Raw genomic sequence first — 21386 nt, 5'->3', positions numbered from 1 at the left:
TCTGCCTTTCCGGTTTCCATTCGGCGCGCTTCTCGGGGCCTCCAGCGCAAGAAGGTCAAGCGCGATTTACGCGCGGCTCTTTGCCTTTCGCCCGCGCGATGCTAGCCCTATGCGAAAGGATGCCGATGCAGATCACCGACGACCAAACCAAAGCGCTGACCAATGCCGGTCTAAACCTGATCGCTCAGGCGCTGACCATCTATGACAGCGACCTTCGGCTCGCGGTCTGCAACGCCCCGTTTCAATCCATGTTCGACCTGCCGGACCGGCTGGTGACCCCCGGCGCGCCCTTCGAGGATACGATCCGCCATCTGGCTGGCACCGGCGAGTATGGCGAGGTGGGGGATGTCGACGCCTTCGTGGCCGAACGGGTGGAACAGGCCCGCGCCTTCGTGCCGCATTACATGGAGCGGACCCGCTCGAACGGGCGCACCATCAGTGTCGAAGGCTCGCCCCTGCCACAGGGCGGCTGGGTCACCGTCTATACCGACATCACCAACACCAAGCGGCAAGAAGCGCTGTTGCGCGCACGGTCGGACGCGCTGAGCGATCAACTGCTGTCCCATGCCGAACAACTGGCCGCCACGAACCGCCAGTTGGAGGCGACGATTACCGCGCTGGAAGAGGCCAAGCGGCAGGTCACCGAAAGCGAGGCCCGCACCCGGCTCACGACCGAGATGATGCCCGCCCATATCGCCCATGTCGACGCGAGCGGACATTACATCTACTCCAACCGCCGGCTCAGCAGCGTGATGCCGGGGCGGCCCAGCAACATCTACGGGCTGCATATCAGTGACGCGCTTGGGGCGGCGGCCTATGCGCGGATCAAGCCCGCGCTGACCCAAGCCTATGCGGGCAGCCCGGCGGTGATCGAATTCACCCATGATGAATCCGCCCGCCGCATTCGCGGTGCCTTTACCCCCGATGGGCGCGGCGGGGTCTATATCCTGTCGATGGACATCACCGAAGAGACCCAGACCCGCGTCGCCCTGCAACAGACGCTGAAACGCGAGTTGGCCTCGCGGATGATCTCTGGGCTGGCGCATGACTTCTCAAACCTTTTGACGATCATCCTCGGCATGCAATCGAAACTCGCCCGGCTGCCCGACATGCCGCCACAAGCGGGCGAATTGGTCGAAGGCACCTTGGCCGCCGCACGGCGGGGCGGCACGCTGCTCAGCTCCATCGCTGATGTGACCGAACCCCGCGCCCTGCGCCCCGTGGCCACCGACCCCGCCGCTTTGCTGAGTGAGCTTTCGACCCTCGCCGCCCCCACCCTGCCGCCGAAATGCGCGCTGGTGGTGCACAATGACGTGCCCGAGGGCGCGGTGCTGCTCGACAAAGGCCGGGTGCAGGATGCGCTGTTGAACCTCATCCTCAACGCCCGTGATGCCTGCGGCGCGCGGGGCACCATCACGCTGACCCAACGGCTGGTGCATAACACATGGATCGAATGGGTGATCCACGACACCGGGCCGGGCTTTGCGCCCTCGGCGCTGGAACGCGGGGTCGAGCCCTTCTTTACCACCAAGGGCAGCGAGGGCTCCGGGCTGGGCCTGTCGATGGTCTATGATATGACCAAATCCTCAGGCGGCGATCTGCGGCTGAGCAATGCGCCCGAGGGCGGCGCGCAGATCAGCCTGCGCCTGCCCTACCGGGTCGCCGTGCCCGCCACCACCGGGCTGGTGCTGCTGGTCGAGGACACCACCGATATCCGTGCCGTGGTGCGCGACATGCTCATGGATCAGGGCCATTCGGTGATCGAGGCGACCAGCGCGGATGAGGCCACCGCCCTCATCGCCGATCTGCCTGACATCGCGCTGGTGCTGTCGGACATTCAGCTTTCGGGCGAGGGCACCGGGATCGACCTTGCCCGCCGCGTCGGCAGCAGCCTGCCGCTCTTGCTGATGACCTCCCTGCCCCCCGATCACCCGCTTTTCGTCGAGGCGCAGACCCTCGCGCCGGTGCTGCGCAAACCCTTTGAAAAAGACGATCTGCAAGCCTTGATCGCCCCATTGAAAGCCACCGCCCCATGAGCCGTGATACCGCCCCGCGCCCGCTGGTCACCATTCTGGATGACGAACCCGAGATCCGGCAGATGCTGTCGGACACGTTGCAGGAAGCGGGCTTCGACACGCTCAGCTTTGGCCGCGCGCGGGCCTTTGAGGCCGCATTGGCCAGCCATACGCCCGATGTCTGCCTTGTCGATCTGTCGCTGCCCGACACCGACGGGCTGACGCTGGTGCACCGTCTGGCGCTTGAGCAGGGCGCCATCGTGATAATCATCTCGGGCCGCGCGCAGGTGCAGGACCGTGTCACGGGGCTGGAACTTGGCGCCGACGACTACATCATCAAACCCTTCGACCCGGCCGAGGTCGTGGCCCGCATCCGCGCCCGCCTGCGCAGCGCCAAGCCGACGCCGCAGGCCGGCACCACGGCGCGGTTCAACGGCTGGACCGCGCATTTCGACCGCTATGTGCTACAGGACGCCTCGGGCGCCGAGGTCACCTTCTCCCATGCCGAGGGCGAGGTGCTGCGGCTCTTCCTCGACGCCCCGAAACGGCTGATCAGCCGCGCGCAGATGCAAGAAAGCCTCGGCGGCGTCGCCTCTGAAAGTTTCGACCGGGCGATGGACGTGCGCATCTCGCGGCTGCGCACGAAGCTTGGCGAAGACCCGAAGAACCCGCAGTTGATCAAGACGATCTACGGCGCGGGCTATATCTTCCTCGGCGATGTGGACTGGGACTGAGCGCGTTTAAAGCGCCGCCACCGCCCGCCCCAGCACCTCGACTGCCGCGACCAAATCGGCCTCATCCGTGTCTTCTTCGAAGGCATGGCTGATCCCGTTGATCGACGGCGCGAACAGCATCGCCACCGGCATCAGCCGCGCCACATTGGTCGCGTCATGCAGCGCACCCGAGGGCATCTTGCGCCATTTGCCGGGGGCCACGGCTTCAGCCGCCTCCGCCAGCGCATCGCGCAGCCGCGCGTCCATGGCAACCGGCTCCAGCCCCAGCATCGGGCCAAAGCTCAGGTCCATCCCGCGTGTCTGGGCCACCTCTTCGGCGGTCTCTCGGATGACCTTCTCCATCCGCCCCAGACGGTCACTGTCGCCATCGCGCCATTGCATGGAGAACACGGCCTTGCCCGGCACGATGGACGAAGCATTGGGGTGCAGGCTGACGTGGCCGATGGTCCAGACGGTGCTCGGCGTCACCACATTGCGCAGCCGGTCGTTCAACAGACTGTTAAACTCCGACACCGCCTGAAACGCATCGCGCCGCACCGCCATCGGAGTGGTGCCCGCGTGGTTCTGCTGGCCCTCAAAGGTCACCTTCATATCGCGGATGCCGACGATGTCGCTGACCACACCGATCTGCTCACCGCTGTCATCCAGCGTCGGCCCCTGTTCGATGTGCAACTCGATATAGCCGGTGAACTGCGCGGGATCGACGGGGCCGGTGACCATACCCGCCATCGCGCGGCGCGCCTCGGCCAAGCTGACCCCGGCGTCGTCGGTAAAGCCATCGGCCTCGGCCTGATCCAAAGCGCCGGACCAGACCGTCGAACCGGTGGTCACGCCAAAGCGCCCCTCTTCATCCTGAAAGGACACGACCGAGACCGCAGGCCCTCCGGCCTCACCCGCCGCGCGGGCGACTTCAAGCGCGGCGATCACGCCCAAAGCCCCATCAAGCCAGCCGCCTTCGGGCTGGCTGTCGGAATGCGACCCCAACAGGATCGACGGCCCCTCGGCCAAGCCAAAGAGGTTGCCCATCGCGTCGACCTCGACCTTCAGCCCCGCATCGCGCATCCGCCCAGCAAGCCATTCGCGCGCCTCCACATCGGCGGCGGAATAGGCCGGGCGCACCACGCCCTTGCCGACACCCGCAGCGCCGATGGCGCGCAGATCGTGCAGGTCTTTCAAAAATCGGGCGGCATCAATCTTCATTCTTCCAAACTTTCCTTACTCGGCGGCGACGGCCCCTTTCGCCGCCTCCACCCTGACGGCAGAGAACTTAAACTCCGGGATCTTGCCGTAGGGGTCAACTGCTGGATTTGTCAGGATATTCGCCGCCGCTTCGACATAGGCGAAGGGCAGGAAAACCATGTCGGGCGCCACGGCGCGATCCGCACGGGCCATGATCTCGATACTGCCGCGTTTGGTTGACAGCCGCACATGCTCCCCCGGGGTCACGCCAAGGCGGCGCAGGGTCGAGGGGTGGAGCGAGCAATTCGCCTCCGGCTCCAGTCCGTCGAGCACCTTGGAGCGCCGGGTCATCGAGCCGGTGTGCCAATGTTCCAACTGGCGCCCAGTGGTCAGGATCATCGGATAGGCGTCATCCGGCGCGTCATCCGGGGCCACGATCGCGGCGGGGGTGAATTTGGCGCGGCCTTCGGGCCGGGGGAACCCCTCGCTAAAGACAATGGCCTGCCCGGGATCGTTTTCGCTGAGCGACGGGTAGGTCACCGCATTTTCCTGCGCCAGCCGGTCCCATGTGATATTGTCGAGCGAGGCCATGTTGCACTTCATCTCGGCAAAGACCTCAGCCGGGCTTTCGTAGGACCAGCCCAGCCCCAGCCGCTTGGCCAGTTCCACTTCGATCCACCAATCCTCGCGCGCCTCGCCGGGTGGAGTCACGGCCGGGCGGCCCATCTGTACTTGCCGGTTGGTGTTGGTCACCGTGCCGGTTTTTTCCGCGAAGGCCGAGGCGGGCAGGATCACGTCGGCGTAGTTTGCCGTTTCGGTCAGGAAGATGTCCTGCACCACGAGGTGGTCGAGCTTGGCAAGGGCAGCGCGGGCATGCGCCACGTCCGGGTCCGACATGGCCGGGTTCTCGCCCAGCACATACATCGCCTTGATGTCGCCGTCATGCACCGCATCCATGATCTCGGTCACCGTGAGACCCTTCTCGGCGCTAAAATCGCCTGAGCCCCAAACTTCGGTGAAAGCCGAGCGCACCCCGTCGTCGCCGACGGGCTGGTAATCGGGCAGGAACATCGGGATGAGGCCCGCGTCCGAGGCGCCCTGCACGTTGTTCTGCCCGCGCAAAGGGTGCAGCCCGGTGCCGGGACGGCCGACATGGCCGGTCATCAGCGCCAGAGAAATCAGGCAACGCGAATTGTCGGTGCCGTGGATGTGCTGGCTCACCCCCATGCCCCAGAAAATCATCCCCGCCTTGGCCCCGGCAAAGATGCGCGCCACGTCGCGCAGCACCTCGGCCTCGATGCCGCAGACGGCGGCCATGGCCTCGGGCGGGAAGTCCTTCAGATGCGCCTTCTCGGCCTCCCAATTCTCGGTATAGGCTTTGATGTATTGCTCATCATAGAGACCTTCCTCCACGATCACATGCATGATCGCGTTCAGCATCGCCACGTCGGTACCGGGGCGGAATTGCAGCATATGCGACGCAAACCGGCGCAGGCCCTGCCCGCGCGGGTCCATGACGATGAGCTTGCCGCCGCGCTTGGTGAACTGCTTGAAATAGGTCGCAGCGACGGGGTGGTTCTCCACCGGGTTGGCACCGATCACGATGGCCACATCGGCGTTCTCAATCTCGTTGAAGGTGGCGGTGACCGCGCCGCTCCCGACATTCTCCATCAGCGCCGCGACTGAGGAGGCGTGACACAGCCGCGTGCAGTGGTCGACGTTGTTGTGGCCAAACCCCTGCCGGACCATCTTCTGGAACAGATAGGCTTCCTCATTGGTGCATTTGGCACTGCCGAAGCCCGCCACCTCGCGGCCGCGCCCTTTCAGGCCCTTGGCGGCAAAATCCAGCGCCTCGTCCCATGTCGCCTCGCGGAACACCTCGCCCCAGTTGCCCGGATCGACGTTCAGTTCCTTGGCGGGCGCGTCGTCGCGGCGGATCAGCGGCGTGGTCAGGCGGTGATCGTGGTGGATGTAGTCGAAGCCAAAGCGCCCCTTGACGCAGAGCCGCCCCTCGTTGGCCGGGCCGTTGATGCCTTCGACATATTTGACCTTGTTGTCCTTCACCTTGAGCGAGATCTGGCAGCCGACGCCGCAGAAGGGGCAGACGCTGGCGACCTCATTGTCAAAGTCGGCAGAGTCACCGACCTGCGCCTCGTCGACCACGCTTGCGGGCATCAGCGCCCCCGTCGGGCAAGCCTGCACGCATTCGCCGCAGGCCACGCAGGTCGAGGCACCCATGGGATCGTCGATGTCGAAGACCGGATAGGCGTCATGGCCGCGTCCCGCCATGCCGATCACGTCGTTGACCTGCACCTCACGGCAAGCGCGAACGCAAAGGTTGCACTGGATACAGGCGTCGAGGTTCACGCGCATGGCGACATGGCTGTCGTCCAAAAGCGGCACGCGGTCGCGCTCCAACTTGGGAAAACGGCTTTCCTCTACGCCATTCAGCGCCGCCATCTCGCGCATGTGGCTCGACTTGTCATGCGCCACGTCCTGCGCAGGCTGGTCCGCCAGCAGCAATTCCATCACCATCTTGCGCGCATTCTCGGCCCGGGCGTTGTTGGTGGTGACGACCATCCCCTCGGCAGGTTCGCGGATGCACGACGCCGCCAGCACACGCTCGCCCTCGATCTCAACCATACAGGCGCGGCAATTGCCATCGGGGCGGTAGCCGGGGGCGGGTTTGTGGCACAGATGCGGGATTTTCAAACCCCGACCGTTGGCGACCTCCCAAATGGTCATGCCGGCCTCGGCCTCGACGGTCTGCCCATCAAGCGTGAATGTGATCCTCTCGGCCATGGCTGCCCCCTCCCCTTGGCTATTGCCCAAACTATAGGCAAAATCCGGCGCTTGTCAGGGGCCAATCCCGACACCCCGTCACGGATAAACGCCGCGCCAGCGCATTGCGGCGCATTGCATTGTATGGCCCGACAAGCTGCCCTATCACTTGGGCGAACAGTGAAAGCCATTTGATGTCCCACATTACCCTGATCCGCCACGGCCAAGCCAATTCCATCGCCAAGGACGAGCTGAGCTATGATCAACTCAGCCCGCTTGGCCATGAGCAAGCCGCGTGGCTGGGCGACCATCTGCGCCAGAGCGAGACCTACCACACAAGGCTCTATACCGGCACGTTGACCCGCCATATCGAAACGGCGGAGGGGATGAACACCGGGCTTGAGCCGATCCGCGACGCGCGGTTGAACGAGCTGGAGTATTTCACCCTCGCCAACTTGATGGAGCAGCAGCACAAGGTGCCCTTCCCCCGTGAGGGCGAGTTCGTGCACCACCTGCCGCAGGTCTTTGACTATTGGAAAGCGGGCAAGCTTGCCGATACGCCAGAGACCTATGAAAGCTTCGAGACGCGGGTGCAATCCGTCCTCGCCGAGATCGCCGAGGGCGAAGGCCCGGCGCTGGTGGTGACCTCGGGCGGGCTGATCTCTCTAGCGATGGCGCAGGCGATGGGCGTCGGGATTCCGGCGATGGCGCGGCTGGCGCTGGCGATCATGCATACTTCGATGCACCGGCTCTTTCCCATCGGCGGGCATTGGTCGCCGGTGCTGTTCAACGCGGTGCCGCATCTTGACCGGCCCGACCGCCGCCTTGCACAAACGCATATGTAACCCCTCGCCCGCGAAAGGCTGACCCATGCTGAAACTTCACTACGCCCCCGGCACGATCTCGGTCGCCGTTGCTATCGCCCTCGAAGAAGCGGGGCTGCCCTATGAGCCGGTGAAGGTCGATTTCGCCAGCGCCGAACAGACCGCCGCACCCTATCTGGCGCTGAACCCCAAGGGCCGCGTGCCGACCCTCGTGACCGAACCGGGCAGCGCCCTGACCGAGACCGGCGCGCTTTTGGACTATGTCGCCGCCCGCGCGCCCGATGCGGGGCTGGTCCCTCCCGACCCTGAACGCGCGGCGCATATGCGCGGGGTGATGTACTACCTCGCCTCGACCATGCATGTGGCCCACGCGCATAAAATGCGCGGCCACCGCTGGGCCGATCAGCAATCGAGTTTTGACGATATGAAAGCCAAGGTGCCGCAGACCATGGCCGATTGCGCCGCCTATATCGAGAATCACGCCTTTAGGGGTGACTTCGTGGCGGGTGATGCCCTGTCGCTGGCCGATCCCTATCTCTTTGTCGTCTCGGGGTGGCTGGCCGGTGACGGGGTCGACCGTGCGGCCTACCCACGGCTCGACGCCTTCGCCGCCCGGATGGAAGACCGCGACAGCGTCAAGGCCATGCGCGCGAAAGGATTCTTGGCATGACCCACCTATGGCTCCGCGCCGAGCAGCGCGACAATGAGACCCGCACCGGGCTGACGCCCGAAGGGGCCGCCGCGCTGATCGCATCCGGCACGAAGGTGAGCATCGAAGACAGTGACAGCCGCGTGATCCCCACCGCCGCCTATGCGCGGGCGGGGTGCGAGATCGTTCCGGCCCATAGCTGGCCCGAGGCCCCGCGCGATGCGGTGATCTTTGGCCTCAAGGAACTGCCCGAAGACGGCACGCCCCTGCCGCATACGCACATCATGTTCGGCCATGCCTACAAGGGCCAATCCTCGGGCCGCAAACTACTAGAGCGGTTCAAGGCCGGCGGCGGCGCGCTGCTGGATTTGGAGTACCTGACCGATGACGATGGCCGCCGCGTTGCCGCCTTTGGCTATTGGGCGGGCTTTGCGGGGGCAGCCGTCTCGGTCAAATGCCGCATCGCGCAGCTGCGCGGAGAGACCTGCGGGCCGGTTGCGCCCTACGCTAACGCCGAAGCGCTGAAAGCCGCATTGAGCAAAGAACTCGCCCAAGTCGACGCGAGCGGCGACCGCGCGCTCGTGATCGGGGCCTTGGGCCGGGTGGGACGCGGGGCGAGCGATCTTTGCGCGGCACTTGGCATCCCCGTCACCGGTTGGGACATGGCAGAGACCGCCCACGGCGGACCCTTCCCCGAAATCCTCGACCACGCCTATTTCTTCAACTGCATCCTCGCAGGGCCAGACACCCCCGCCTTCGTCCGCCCCGATGCCCCTCAGGCCGAGCGCGCCCTGCGCGTGATCGGCGACATCGCCTGCGACCCCGACAGCGCCTTCAACCCGGTGCAGGTCTATGACCGCGCGACCACTTGGGCGGAGCCAGCGCTGCGCGTGCATGACGCGCCGCCGCTGGATGTCATGGCCATCGACAACCTGCCATCCATGCTGCCGCGCGAAAGCTCAGAGGATTTCGCGGGCCAGTTGCTGCCGACCCTGCAGGCGCTGTCAAAGACGGATCATGCCGTCTGGCAACGTGCGCGAGTTCTGTTCGATCAGCATGTCGCCGAGGTCTGACCTTCAGGAAAAGAACCGGTAATACAGCCAATCCGGCAGGAAGCGCCCCAAACGGAACAGCAGTGAGAAGCCGTAAGGGAAGTCCAGTTTAAAACTGTCCCTGTTCATATGCTCGAAGACACGGCGCGCGGCGTCATCGGGCTCCATCAAAAAGGGCATCTTGAAATCGTTCTTGTCGGTCAACTGGGTCTTGATAAAGCCCGGGTTGATCGCCTGCACCTGCACGCCGGTCTTGCGCAGATCGGCATGCATGCATTCCGCCAGCGACAGCGTCGCCGCCTTGGAGGCCGTATAACCGATGGAGCCGGGCAGCCCGCGATAGGCGGTCAGGCTGGAGGTGATGACGATATGCCCATGATCGCGGTCGACCATCTGCGGCACCACCTGCCCCAAGACACGCATCAAGCCGGTGAAGTTCACATCGGCCATCGTTACCCCATGTTTCGCGTCCCAATCCTGTGCGCCAAAGGGCCAATAGGCCCCCGCCAGATAGACCAGCCCGTCGATCGGCCCCACGTCCTTGGCGGCCTGTGCGACGTCTTCGTCATCGGTCACATCCATGACCCGCACCCGTGCCCGCCCCGGCAGCGCCTGCGCGAGTTCGGTCAGCTTATCTTCGGACCGGGCAGAAAGGATCACCTCGGCCCCGGTGCGGCTGAGTTGATGCGCCAGTGCCGCGCCAAGCCCGTCGCTCGCGCCCACCAGCCAATAGGTCTTGCCTTGCCAGTCTTTCATCTTTCCTCCGCCGGTCGCAGGGTGGCGACCAATTCTGCTACTTTGATCCCGAACTTCCGAAACTGGCTGCGATTGACGATGGTGCCATCGGGGGTGAGATACATCCAATCGACGGTTTTCAGCACATGGCTGCCCAGTTCCTCGGGCAGTTGGATACGATAGCGCAACTGCAATGTCGGACCAGCCTGAACGCCCTGCCCCACCCCGATCACATCCGGCGCAGTGCTGGTGAAACGTCCATTCTCGCCCAGTGTCACAGTCCATTCGCGCTGCTGACGCGAGCCATCGTTATAGCGAAAACTCTCGGCCACGGTGGCGACATCGCCCTCCCAAGACACGTCGAACTTGGCCGTGAAACTGCTGGTGACCCGACCAAGGGGGCCGAAAATCACGCCCTCGCAGATCATCTCATCGCGCAGATGCAAACGCAGGTCGAAGACGGGGAAGGAATCCACATAGTCGCTGGGCGATTGGCCGTGAAACTCCCCCAACCGGCGGCGCAGGAAGGTGAGCAATAGACCAAGGCCCAGCCCGACAGCGATAAAGATTAGCGGCTCTGTCACGATGTCTCCACGTCTTTTGCACCGGCGAGAAGAGCAATCGCCAGCAATTTCAGGGCGCAAGGTACACCGGCATAGAACCAGATCAACAGGGAGATGGATGTGTCGGAACTGGTCCCCGTTGCGGTCTGCAACCCTGCACTTTCTAAGGCGGGAAGTAGGGCCGCCGCCGCGAAAGCCAAGGTCAGTTTGGACACGAAAGACCAAAGGCCAAAGCCTTCGGCCGCCGAGGGAGAGATCTGCGCCATGCGGCTGGCGAACATGGCAGGCAGCAGAGTCAGGTCGGCTCCCAAGACCGCGCCGGAAGCCAGACAGACCAAGGCGAACAGCACTACATCCCCCGGACCCAGAAACAGCGCCCCGCCGAAAGCGGCGATGCCCAAGGCCATCGCTGCCAAGAGCACCCGGCGCGGGCCGTGGCGTTCGGCCAGCATCCCCCAAAGCGGTGCTGCCGCCGCCGCCGCGATGAAAAACAGCAGCAAGAGCGGCCCCTCCCATCCCGGTGCCTCAAGCGCCAGTTCGACGTAGAAGAGAAACAGGGTTGAGGTCACGGCGACCGGGGCGGCATTGACCAGTGCGATTAGCAACAGCCGCCGCGCCTGCGCGTCGCGCAAGACGGTGCCGAAACCGCCCGCGCTCGGCAGCCCCGCTGCCCGCCACTCCCCGCGCATCGCGACCGTGGCCCAAAGCGCCAAAACCGCGAAGCCCACCGCGAAACCGGCAAAGGGGCGATCCAGCGCCAAGCCCAACAGCAGGGGCGCAACCGAGGCCAGACAAACGCCCAAAAGTGCCCCGGTCTCGCGCCATCGGGCTAACGTCAAATGTCCGGCTCCCGGCAGGCTGTCGGCCTTGGCCACCCCTTGGGCATAGAAACAGATGGTCAGAAAGCTGAAGGCCGAGAAGACCAGCGTCAGCATCAGGGCGAACCACAGCACGGGCGCCATCGGCGCGGGCACCGCGAAAAGCCCCAGCATCGCCAGCGCCATCACCGCCCCCGCCACCGTCACCGCCAGCCCGCGTTTGTGGCGGAGTGCTTGTGCCAGCCACCCGAGTGCCGGGTCTTGCACCACGTCCAACAGCCGCAGACCAAAAAGGACAGAGCCAAGTGCCGTCAGCGAAACCCCGTATTCATCGACATAGAACTTCGGCGCGTGAATGTAGATCGGCAGCCCCGCCGCGGCGAGCAATGCGGCGAAAAGCGCATAGGCGGGCAGCCGGGCCGCGCGCGCCCTCATCGCCCGCCCGCGCCATGGGCCGCATCGCAGGAAACCTCGACCTGCGGTGCCTCGGGGCGGTTGCGGAACCCCGCCCCCTTGAGCCAGAGTTTCAGCGCCTGCCAATGGATCAACGCCAGCACCCGCCGCGCCCCAAAGGGGCGGCGCAGCAGCGACCAGAGGATACGGCCATTCGTCAGCGGCGCACGCGGCCCGGTCAACGTGGCGATCAACCCGTTCTCCCCATCCGTGAAATCGATCCAGATGCCGATCCGCTCAGCACTGATGTCAAAGCGAAAGACATAGCCGCCCGAGATGTCCTGAAAGGGCGAGACATGCATGAGCTTTGCGGCCCGCAAGCGATCCTCGGGCGCGATGGGGCGCAGATCGGGGTGATGGCAGAGATAGGAATGCCGGTCACCATAGGTATTCGTAACCTCGGCAATCACGGCGATCAGCGCATCATCGGCCCGACGGCAGAGCCAAAAGCTGACCGGGTTGAAGACATGGCCCAGCACCCGCGGCTGCGCCAAAAGTTCGATCTGTGCGACCCCGGTGATGTCATGCGCGGCCAGGACATCGCGCACCCAAGAGGCCCCGCGCCCCTGCCCCGGCGCGCCGCCGTGGTCGCTGTCGTGCAGGCTGGTCACATTTCCACCATTGCGGGCGAAAAGCGCAGGCGTCGCCAGCGCCTCGGCCTCGGCGTCGCAGATCACATAGTCGACCGAATAGCGGAAACGGTTCTCGACCGCGCCCTTGCGGCCATGGAAGGTCTGGCCGCGGATATGATCGACCTGTGCCGTCACTCCGCCGCCAAGGGCGCCGCCCGCGCGGCTTGCATCCGTTCGACCACATCCACCGCGCTGGCCAGCCCGTCTTCGTGGAAACCATTGCGCAGCCATGCCCCGCAGAACCATGTGTTATGGCTGCCGTTGAAGGCGCGTACCTCGTCCTGCGCGCCCAAGGCGGCAAGGTCATAGACCGGATGGCGCAGGGTCACTTGGTCATAGATCAACTCCTCGCGGATGGTGCGTTTGGTGTTGAGCGTGACAAAATGCGGGTCGTCCTGCGGGATCGGTTGCAGCGAGTTCATCCAATAGGTCAGGTCGATCCGGTCGGACTTCTGCTCGCGATCCTCGGTATAGACCCACGATGCCCAAGTGGAGCGCCGCTTGGGCATGATTTTGGCATCGGCATGCAGCACGATGTCATTGGGCTGGTAGCGGATGGCGCCGAGGGCGCGTTGTTCGGCCTCCGTCGGATCGGAAAGAATCGCCAGCGTGTCGTCGGAATGGGTGGCAAAGATCACCTCGTCGAAGGCCTCCCACTCCCCGCCATAGGCGCGGACCTCGGCCCCCTGCGCCGTGCGGCGCACCGCCTGCACAGGGCTGTCGGTACGCAGGTCGACACCTTTGGCGCGCAGGGCACTCTCCAACCGGTCGACATATTGGCGCGAGCCGCCCTTTACCGTGTACCACTGGTGCTGACCGGAATAATTCAGCAGCGCGTGGTTCTCGAAGAAATTGACCATGGCATGGGCGGGAAAATCCATGATCTTTTCCGTCGGCGTAGACCAGATCGCGCCCGACAGGGGCGACAGGTAGAAGTCGCGGAAATATGGCCCGGTGCCCAGCTGGTCGAGAAACTCCGCGATGGTCATCGACGGGTCACGCGATACGGCCAGCGCGTTCTTGTTAAAATGCAGAATGTCCCGCAGCATTCGCAGGAAAGGCGGGCTGAACATATTGCGTTTCTGAGCGAAGACCGCGTTGAAATTGGTCAGCGCATATTCCAGCCGCCCGCCATCGATCGACGCGCCAAAGCTCATGTTCGAGGGCACGACCGGCACGTCCAACTCCGCAAAGAGCGCCGCAAGATGCGGGTAGTTGGCATAGTTGAACACGATGAAACCGGTATCGACCGGCTGATCGCCATTCTTGCCCGCGATCACCGTCCGCGCATGGCCGCCGATCTTGGCCCCCGCCTCATAGAGGGTGACGCGGTCCGCAGGTGCCAGCATATGCGCCGCCCCCATGCCGGAAATCCCGCCGCCGATCACGGCGACACGCCGCCCAAGCGGCTGTGGGGGGAGGGTACTGTCGTTCAGAGCTTCGAAAGGCATAGGCGTCCTGCTTTGGTCCGGAACTTTGGATATGGGGCACCCACGGGTAAAGGGGAGTTAAAGTTGCAGCGCCCGATAGATTTTCTTGGAAAATGCACGCAGCACCGCGACCACGTTCAAAGGCCCTTGGAGGGCACTAGGACAGCAGGCTGTCGAGCGCCGCTTGCCCGCGGCTGAGTTGGCCCAAATAGCTGTCGGTGTCGATATTGGCCCCGCAGACGATCACGCCGACCCGCCGCCCTGACAGTTGCCCGCGCAGGGGGCCGAGCGCCCCCGCCATCGCGGCCCCGGCGGCAGGTTCCACCGCCAGTTTCGCCGCCTGTTGCAGCACCACCATCCCAGCACAGATCGCATCGTCGCTGACCGTGACCACATCATCGACATAGACCGCGCAAAGCGCATGGCCGAAAGGCAGCGCCATTGGCGGCCCAAGGCTGTCGGCGATCGTGTTGACCTGAGGAATGGTCACCGGCGCACCGGAGGCGAGGCTTTGCGACATGCTGTCGGCGCCCTCGGGCTCCACGCCATAGACCCGACAAGCGGGGTTGATCGCCTTGACCGCGGCGGCGACACCGCTGATCAGCCCGCCACCGCCGACCGAGACGACGACCGCGTCCAAATCCGCCACCTGCGTCATCAGTTCCAGCCCCACCCCGGCGGTGCCGAGCGAGGTGTGCAGCCCCTCGAAAGGATGGATAAAGAACCGCCCCTCTTCGCGCACCAACCGCTCGGCCTCGGCAAAGGTCTCTTGCCCGGCGGGTTTCAGGATGACCTCAGCCCCGGTGGCACGGGCGAGGGCGACGCGAAAGGGGTTGGCATTGTCCTGCATCACCACCTTGGCGCTGATGCCAAGCTTGGCCGCGGCCCAGCCTGCGGCAATGGCGTGGTTGCCCGCGCTGGCCGCGGTGATCCCGCGCCCGCGGGTGTCATCGTCAAGCTGTCGCGCCACCGACAGCGCGCCGCGGGCCTTGAAGGTGCCGGTATGCTGAAAACACTCCAGTTTGAGCGCGACCCGCGCGCCGCCCAGCACCTCGTCGACCATGGGAGAAGACAGCGTCACCACCGGCGTTTGCAAGATATCGCTGCGCAACGCAGCGGCCCGCGTCTGCATCGCCTCCAGCGTCATCCCGGTAATGTCTACGTCGTTCATTCAGCCGTTCCCTTCGGGTGTCCTTAGGGGAACAATAGCCTCGGTTTTGGCTTCTGCCAGCTCTTCGAAGTCGAAATTATGCAAGCGCCCCGCGCGTTTGGCGGCTTTTTCGCTGCTGACCTTGATCTCTTCCACGTCCCGTCGGGCTTGGGTGAAATGCCGATCAAGGTTGCCCACCCGCGTCGCCAGACGTTCGACATCCTTGTTCAGATTGCCCAACTCTTTGCGGATCGCGCCTGCCTGTTCGCGCATCCGCGCGTCCTTCAGGATCGCACGCATGGTGTTGAGCGTGGCCATGCAGGTGGTCGGGCTGACGATCCAGACGCGTTTCTCAAAGCCTTCGCGCACGAGTTCGGAAAAATTTGCGTGCAACTCGGCATAGACCGCCTCGGAGGGCAGGAACATCAAGGCGCCTTCCGCCGTCTCCCCCTCCAGAATGTATTTGTCGGCGATGGCATTGAGGTGCACCCGCACGGCGGTTTTCATCTGTTGAGCGGCGGCGCGGGTCTCGGCTTCGGTCTTGGCGCGGCGCAGGGCCTCATAGGCTTCCAACGGGAATTTACTGTCGATCACGATCGGGCCCGGAGGATTGGGCAGATGGATCAGGCAATCGGGCCGCTTGCCGTTGCTGAGCGTGGCTTGCAGCGAATAGCTGTCCGAGGGCAGGGCTTTCGACACGATATCGCGCAACTGGATTTCACCAAAGGATCCGCGCGTTTGCTTGTTGCTCAGAATGTCTTGCAGCGACAGCACGTCGCCCGACAGTTTGGTGATATTGTCCTGCGCCTTGTCGATGGAGGCGAGCCGCTCCTGCAATTGCGCAAGGCTGGAGGTGGTGCGTTTGGACGAGCCGTGCAGCGTCTCGGTCATGCGCTGCTGCATCTCGGCCAGCGAGCGGGCCGAGCGGGCGGCGTTGTCGGCCAGACGGTCCTGCATCTGCTGCTGCACATAGGCCAGCCGCGCTTCCATCGTCTGCATCATCTGCGCTTGGGTATTGCTTTGCGTGTCCGAGACCATTTGCAAGCCACCCCGCAACTGCTCCTGCCCCTGCCCCAACTGCTGCACATGGCCGCCAAGCACGCGCATCTGCTGTGCCAAGGGGGCGGCGACCCGGGCCGACCGACCCGCCGCGCGCACCGCCATGATCAGCAGGATGACGATGAGAAACAGCAGCCCCGCCCCCGCGAGCGCCGCGAGAGTCACAGGGTCAGACAGGGTCAAAGTCGCGCCGCCAAGCTCCATCAGGTGCGCCCGAAAAGCCGTTCGATGTCCGCCAGTTTAAGCTCGACATAGGTGGGCCGCCCGTGGTTGCACTGGCCGGAATGCGGCGTCGCCTCCATCTCGCGCAAAAGCGCGTTCATCTCTTCGGCGCGCATCCAGCGGCCCGAGCGGATCGAGCCGTGACAAGCCACCCGGCTCAGGATTGCTTCGATCTTGGCCTGAACGATGTTGCTGCTCTCGCCCTCAGCCAACTCATCGAGCACGTCGAGGATGAGCGCACGCGCGTTGACGGTGCCGAGGATCGCAGGCGTCTCGCGCACCGCGATGGCGCTGCCGCCGAAGGCTTCGATGCCAAGGCCGAGTTTCGCCAGTTCCTCCGCCAGTTCCAGCAGCCGCGCGCAGTCATTGGCGGACAGTTCGACGATCTCGGGGATCAGCAACGCTTGGGCCGCGACGCCGTTCTCGTTCATCTGCCGTTTGAGTTTCTCATAGACCAGCCGCTCATGCGCCGCATGCTGATCGACGATGACCATGCCATTGGCGGTCTGGGCGATGATGTAATTTTCGTGCACCTGCCCCCGCGCGGTGCCAAGCGGGTAATCGGGGGTGGGCGCGGCCTCTTCCGCTTCGGGGGCGGCGGCATGGCTCGGCGCGGGGGTCTCGGGCAGCGGCGTGCCCTCCACCCGGCCCCAAACGCCTGCGGTCTCGGCAAAGCCCGGGGCCTGCGCCTGATAGGCGGCCTCCCGCGCGGCGGGGCTGGGGCGGTCCATGCCGGCGCGGTCCATCTGGTAGACCCGCGCGCCCTGCGGCTCGGGTTGCATCGCGCCCAAGGTCGCCTGCGCCACGGTGGTCGAGGCACGGTGGCCCGCTTCAGCCAGCGCGTGGCGCAGGGCCGAGACGATCAGCCCGCGCGCCAACCCCGGATCGCGAAAGCGCACTTCGGATTTCGCGGGATGCACGTTCACATCGACCAGCGTCGGCGGGCATTCCACGAAAAGCGCCGCTGCCGGGTGACGGTCGCGGCTGAGGAAATCGAAATAGGCGCCGCGCAGGGCGCCCGTCAGCAGCTTATCCCGCACCGGGCGGCCATTCACGAAGAGATATTGCGCCACGGCAGAGCCGCGCGAGTAGGTCGGCAGGGCAGCGAAACCGGTCAGATGCAGCCCCTCGCGCATCGCATCAATAGGCAGGGCATTCTCGGCAAACTCGCGGCCCAGCACCTGCGCCAGACGCCCATGCAGCGCGTCGAAAAGATCGCCCTGCTCGGCCTCAGCACGGAACACATCGCGGCCTTTACCGTCGCCCGACACATCGCGCAGCACAAAACGCACAAAGGGCTCGGCCATGGCAAGGCGCTTGATGACATCGCCGATCGCCTGCGCCTCGGCCCGGTCGGTACGCAGGAATTTGAGCCGCGCAGGCGTGGCGAAGAACAGATCGCGCAGGGTGACGATGGTGCCGCCGTTCAACGCCGCCGGGCGCACCTCGCCCATGCGGCCGCCGTCGACGGTGATCTCGGCCCCGTCGAACCCAGCCGCGCGGCTGGTGATCGTGAGCCGTCCGACAGCGCCGAGCGACGGCAGCGCCTCGCCGCGGAAGCCGAAGGTGTGGATATCCAGCAGGTCGGAACCGTCGATTTTAGAGGTCGCATGACGCGACAGGGCCAGCGGCAAATCTTCGGGCGCGATGCCGCAGCCATCGTCCGTCACCCGGATCATCGTCTTGCCGCCATCGGCATATTCCACGGTGATGCGCCGCGCGCCCGCGTCGATGGCGTTCTCGACCAATTCCTTGACCGCCGAAGCGGGACGTTCGACCACCTCCCCCGCGGCAATCCGGTTGATCGCGGAATCGTCCAATTGACGGATGACGGGGCGATTTTCGCTTATATTGGGGGTCGGGCTGGGCATACCGCAAGACCTAGCATGGCGGCTTTTGATTCTGCCAGATGTGAATGCGTCTATCAGAGCCGGGTATCAGAGGTTCTGGGGAAAGTCAGCGGACCGCCGCCAAAGGTGGGGCGATCCGCTGCTGGGTCGGCTACTCGGCGCACTGGTGCTTTTGTTATTCCGGTCTTATCAGAGCGGCGGGCGACCCGGGTACAAGTCGTCTCCGGCGGAGCTTGCCACCTGTATAGACGCAGGACGAATCACAGGTCAAAGCAAAAGCGAATCAGTCGCCGATAAAACGAATCGTTGCGATTCGGTTAAGCGGCGGGCGCGGCGGCACCTCTATGCCGATGCGGCCCCATCACTGCCGCGGCGCCAAGGATCAGCCCTGAGACAGTCGCGATCATCCCCGCCGCCGAGACCGAATCCCGCAGCCCAATCCACAGCGGCCCGTAACCTGCCAAGACATAGCCCAAAATCGCGGCCACCGTGGCAAAACCCACCGACCATGCGATCTGATGCTCCAGCCGGTTGGTCATCATCCGCGCGGCAGCGGGCGGGCAGATGAACATGGCGATCACGATGATGCTGCCCACCGCGTCAAAGGCGGCCACGGCGGCAATGGCGGCAACGATCACCAGCCCGAGGCCCAAGGGGCCGGTCTTCATCCCGATGGTGCGGGCAAAGCCTTCGTCGAATGTGCTGATCTTGAGCGGACGCCAGAACACCGCCGTGAAAAGCGCCACGAAAAGAAACGTGATCGCCATGCGCGGCAGCTCCACCGGGATGGTCGCCAGCGCCTCGGGGTCGAGCAGCGACCCCCAGCCGGTCGCATCCAGCCAGATCAGGCTTTCGAGGTTGCCATAAAGCGCATGTTCCACGTCGAGATGCACGTTGCTGGTGTCGGATTGTTCCAGCAGCAGCACGCCGCCCGCGAACATCGCGGTAAAGACCACGCCCATGGCCGCGCCGGATTCGATCTTGCCCAAACGCCGCACGCCTTCGATGGCCAGCACGGCGACCAGCGCCGCGCCCGCCGCGCCCAGCAGCATCGGCCAAGTGCTGACCACACCGGTCAGCAGGAACGCCACGACGATCCCCGGCAGCACCACATGGCTGATCGCGTCACCGATCAGCGCTTGGCGGCGCAGGACAAGGAAGTTCCCCGGCAAGGCGCAGGCCACCGCCACGAAGATGCCCGTCAGCATCGGCACCAAGGACAGGGGGACGAATTCGGAACCGTTCATGCCATCACCCCGCCGCGCATGTCGATGCGGCTGTCGATTTCGCGGATTTGGTCGGCGGTCAGCACCGTCTCAATGGGGGTCAGACCGTCATATTGCTGGGCCGCCGCCTCGTAAGCTGGATCGCGGCGGATCAGTTGCCAGCGGGTTTCATCGCGCAGCGCCTTGGCCGCGCGGCCCCGGCCCGCCTTGGTGGCGACCCCATCGGGCAGGGCGTAGCCCTCGGCCCGCAGCAGGCGGAGGGTAAGTTGTTCGTAGATCGGCTGCCCATGGGCCAAGGCCAAGAGCCCCTGCCGCAGATGGACCCGACGCTGATAGCGCCGATGCCGCAGTAGCGCCGACAGCGCCCCGCGCCCCGGTGCCAACAGCAGCGACAGCGCAAAGAGCGCGAAGCCCACCAGAACGATGATCGGTCCCGTCGGCAGGTTCGGCTGCGCCGCCGACAGCGCCGCGCCGATATAGGCCGCGATGCCGCCGAGCGCGCCCGAGATCAGCACCACATGGTCGGTCCGCTCGCTCCAGAACCGGGCTGTCACGGGCGGGATGATCAGCAGCGCTACGATCAGGATCAGCCCCACGATCTTGAGCCCGACCACCGTCACGGCCAGCACCAGCCCCATCATCGCCAGATCCGTGCGCGGCACGTTCTGCCCGATGGCGGTGCCATATTCGGGATCGAAAGAGGCCAGCGTCAGCGGGCGGCGCAAGAGCAGCACCAGCGCCAGCGTCAGCGCCGCCGCCACGGCGATGATCAGCGCATCGCTGCGCAGCATCCCGGCGGTGGAGCCCAAAAGGAAATCCTCCAGCCCCGCCTGACGCCCCGCGCTCATGGTTTGGATCACCGTGAGCAGCACGATGCCAAGGCCAAAGAAAACCGACAGGACCGAACCGATGGCCGCATCCTCGGCCAGTCGCGTGCGGTTGCTGAGCCATGAGACCAAGAGCAGCCCCACCCCCGCCGACAGCGCAGCCCCCAGCAGCAGGCCGATCAGGTTGCGCCCATCGCCGCCCAAAGCGACCATCACCATGAAGGCCAGCGCCACGCCGGGCAGTGTCGCATGCGAAATCGCATCGCTCACCAACGCCCGTTTGCGCAGAAACAAAAAGGTGCCGCCGACGCCTGCCGCCATGCCCAAAAGCGTGGCCCCCAGCGTCACCAGCGTGGCGTTATAGCCCAGTTGCAGTGTCAGCGCGTCCCAGATCATGACAACTGCAAAGCATCCATCTGCGCGCCTGCCAAACGCCCGCCATAGGCGTCTTGCAGGTGGTTGGACTTGAAGACCTCAGCGACACTGCCTTCGGCGACGCGGTGGGTGTTGATCAGGAAGACATTGTCGAAATACTCAGGCACCGTGGACAGATCATGATGCACGGCGACGACCGTCTTGCCCGCATCCCGCAGGGATTTAAGCACCGCGATGATCGCCTTTTCCGTCGCCGCATCGACCCCGGCAAAGGGTTCGTCGAGCAGGTAGAGATCCGCATCCTGCGCCAAGGCCCGCGCAAGGAACACCCGCTGCTGCTGGCCGCCCGAGAGTTGGCCGATCTGGCGGGTGGCGAAATCCTCCATCCCGACGCGGGCCAGACAATCGGCGGCGCGGGCGCGGTGTACGGGGCGGATGCGGCCCAGAAGGCCCAGTTGCGGGTAAAGCCCCATCAGCACCACGTCGATCACGCGGGTTGGGAAGTCCCAATCCACGCTCGCACGCTGCGGCACATAGGCGATGCGGTGGCGCTGCTCGGCCACCGGCTTGCCATAGACGGTGGCGGTGCCCGCCAGCGGGGTAAGGATGCCCAAAGCGGCCTTGAGCAGCGTCGATTTCCCCGCCCCGTTCGGCCCGATGATCGCCGTCATCTTGCCCGGCGCGACGGTCATATCGACCGAAAAGACCGCAGGCTTCTGCCCGTAGGATACGGTCATCCCACGCACGGCGAGCGGGCTGTCGGCGCGGGCGGTCGGCGCGGTCTCACGCGTGCTGGCGATTTCGAGTGTCAT

General features: G+C 64.9%; 18 protein-coding genes. 5 read left to right on the top strand and 13 right to left on the bottom strand.

The window, feature by feature from the left end:
* Positions 1–125 precede the first annotated feature (125 nt).
* Both ACGYLD_RS08005 and ACGYLD_RS08000 read left to right on the top strand, forming a co-directional pair.
* Entirely contained in the window at positions 126–2036 is a 1911-nt protein-coding gene (locus tag ACGYLD_RS08005) for a PAS-domain containing protein (RefSeq protein WP_271692942.1), read from the top strand.
* Positions 2033–2749, top strand: coding sequence for a response regulator transcription factor (locus tag ACGYLD_RS08000; RefSeq protein WP_271688890.1), 717 nt, complete (start codon positions 2033–2035; stop codon positions 2747–2749). The genes ACGYLD_RS08005 and ACGYLD_RS08000 overlap by 4 nt, the downstream gene beginning before the upstream one ends.
* A gap of 6 nt (positions 2750–2755) precedes the next feature.
* On the opposite strand, the gene ACGYLD_RS07995 is transcribed toward ACGYLD_RS08000, so the two are convergent.
* Together ACGYLD_RS07995 and fdhF are read right to left on the bottom strand one after the other, a co-directional pair.
* Positions 2756–3949 (bottom strand): Zn-dependent hydrolase, encoded by a 1194-nt coding sequence (locus ACGYLD_RS07995; RefSeq protein ID WP_271692941.1) that lies wholly within the window; start codon positions 3947–3949, stop codon positions 2756–2758.
* 15 nt (positions 3950–3964) lie between these two features.
* A complete protein-coding gene (fdhF, locus tag ACGYLD_RS07990; RefSeq protein ID WP_271692940.1) occupies positions 3965–6730 on the bottom strand; it encodes a formate dehydrogenase subunit alpha in 2766 nt (921 codons plus the stop codon).
* 173 nt (positions 6731–6903) lie between these two features.
* Here fdhF and ACGYLD_RS07985 point away from each other — a divergent pair, with 173 nt between their 5' ends.
* From ACGYLD_RS07985 to ACGYLD_RS07975, 3 genes are read left to right on the top strand one after another with little or no spacing between them, the layout of a single operon-like run.
* On the top strand, positions 6904–7554 hold the full coding sequence (locus tag ACGYLD_RS07985; RefSeq protein ID WP_271692939.1) for a histidine phosphatase family protein: 651 nt from the start codon (positions 6904–6906) through the stop codon (positions 7552–7554).
* 25 nt (positions 7555–7579) lie between these two features.
* Positions 7580–8203, top strand: coding sequence for a glutathione S-transferase family protein (locus ACGYLD_RS07980; protein WP_271692938.1), 624 nt, complete (start codon positions 7580–7582; stop codon positions 8201–8203).
* A complete protein-coding gene (locus ACGYLD_RS07975; protein ID WP_394402013.1) occupies positions 8200–9255 on the top strand; it encodes a saccharopine dehydrogenase in 1056 nt (351 codons plus the stop codon). The genes ACGYLD_RS07980 and ACGYLD_RS07975 overlap by 4 nt, the downstream gene beginning before the upstream one ends.
* Before the next feature lie 3 nt (positions 9256–9258).
* On the opposite strand, the gene ACGYLD_RS07970 is transcribed toward ACGYLD_RS07975, so the two are convergent.
* The 11 genes from ACGYLD_RS07970 to ACGYLD_RS07920 form a co-directional block, all read right to left on the bottom strand.
* Positions 9259–9990, bottom strand: coding sequence for an SDR family NAD(P)-dependent oxidoreductase (locus tag ACGYLD_RS07970; protein ID WP_394402010.1), 732 nt, complete (start codon positions 9988–9990; stop codon positions 9259–9261).
* Positions 9987–10553, bottom strand: a complete 567-nt coding sequence (locus ACGYLD_RS07965; protein ID WP_209218426.1) for a DUF3833 family protein — start codon at positions 10551–10553, stop codon at positions 9987–9989. Before ACGYLD_RS07965 ends, ACGYLD_RS07970 begins: the two co-directional genes overlap by 4 nt.
* Positions 10550–11785 carry an MFS transporter gene (locus ACGYLD_RS07960; protein ID WP_394402007.1) on the bottom strand — a complete coding sequence of 412 codons (1236 nt, stop codon included), beginning with the start codon at positions 11783–11785 and terminating at the stop codon, positions 10550–10552. Before ACGYLD_RS07960 ends, ACGYLD_RS07965 begins: the two co-directional genes overlap by 4 nt.
* Positions 11782–12570 (bottom strand): DUF1365 domain-containing protein, encoded by a 789-nt coding sequence (locus ACGYLD_RS07955; RefSeq protein WP_394402004.1) that lies wholly within the window; start codon positions 12568–12570, stop codon positions 11782–11784. The genes ACGYLD_RS07960 and ACGYLD_RS07955 overlap by 4 nt, the downstream gene beginning before the upstream one ends.
* Positions 12567–13886 carry an NAD(P)/FAD-dependent oxidoreductase gene (locus ACGYLD_RS07950; RefSeq protein WP_394402001.1) on the bottom strand — a complete coding sequence of 440 codons (1320 nt, stop codon included), beginning with the start codon at positions 13884–13886 and terminating at the stop codon, positions 12567–12569. Before ACGYLD_RS07950 ends, ACGYLD_RS07955 begins: the two co-directional genes overlap by 4 nt.
* A 136-nt stretch (positions 13887–14022) precedes the next feature.
* Positions 14023–15036 (bottom strand): pyridoxal-phosphate dependent enzyme, encoded by a 1014-nt coding sequence (locus ACGYLD_RS07945; RefSeq protein ID WP_271692931.1) that lies wholly within the window; start codon positions 15034–15036, stop codon positions 14023–14025.
* Positions 15037–16281: a DNA recombination protein RmuC gene (locus ACGYLD_RS07940; RefSeq protein ID WP_271693782.1), complete on the bottom strand. Its 1245-nt coding sequence runs from the start codon at positions 16279–16281 to the stop codon at positions 15037–15039. It lies immediately after the preceding gene.
* Positions 16278–18167, bottom strand: coding sequence for a DNA mismatch repair endonuclease MutL (gene mutL, locus ACGYLD_RS07935; RefSeq protein WP_271692930.1), 1890 nt, complete (start codon positions 18165–18167; stop codon positions 16278–16280). Before mutL ends, ACGYLD_RS07940 begins: the two co-directional genes overlap by 4 nt.
* 296 nt (positions 18168–18463) lie before the next feature.
* Positions 18464–19393 carry a metal ABC transporter permease gene (locus ACGYLD_RS07930; protein WP_271692929.1) on the bottom strand — a complete coding sequence of 310 codons (930 nt, stop codon included), beginning with the start codon at positions 19391–19393 and terminating at the stop codon, positions 18464–18466.
* On the bottom strand, positions 19390–20595 hold the full coding sequence (locus ACGYLD_RS07925) for a metal ABC transporter permease (protein WP_067266713.1): 1206 nt from the start codon (positions 20593–20595) through the stop codon (positions 19390–19392). The genes ACGYLD_RS07930 and ACGYLD_RS07925 overlap by 4 nt, the downstream gene beginning before the upstream one ends.
* Positions 20592–21386: a metal ABC transporter ATP-binding protein gene (locus ACGYLD_RS07920; protein WP_271692928.1), complete on the bottom strand. Its 795-nt coding sequence runs from the start codon at positions 21384–21386 to the stop codon at positions 20592–20594. The genes ACGYLD_RS07925 and ACGYLD_RS07920 overlap by 4 nt, the downstream gene beginning before the upstream one ends.

It is taken from the genome of Sulfitobacter sp. 1A12056 (genome assembly GCF_043558125.1).
GTDB lineage: Bacteria > Pseudomonadota > Alphaproteobacteria > Rhodobacterales > Rhodobacteraceae > Sulfitobacter > Sulfitobacter faviae.
The sequence above is the reverse complement of the archived record's forward strand: the minus strand, read 5'-3'. Positions and strand labels throughout refer to the sequence as shown.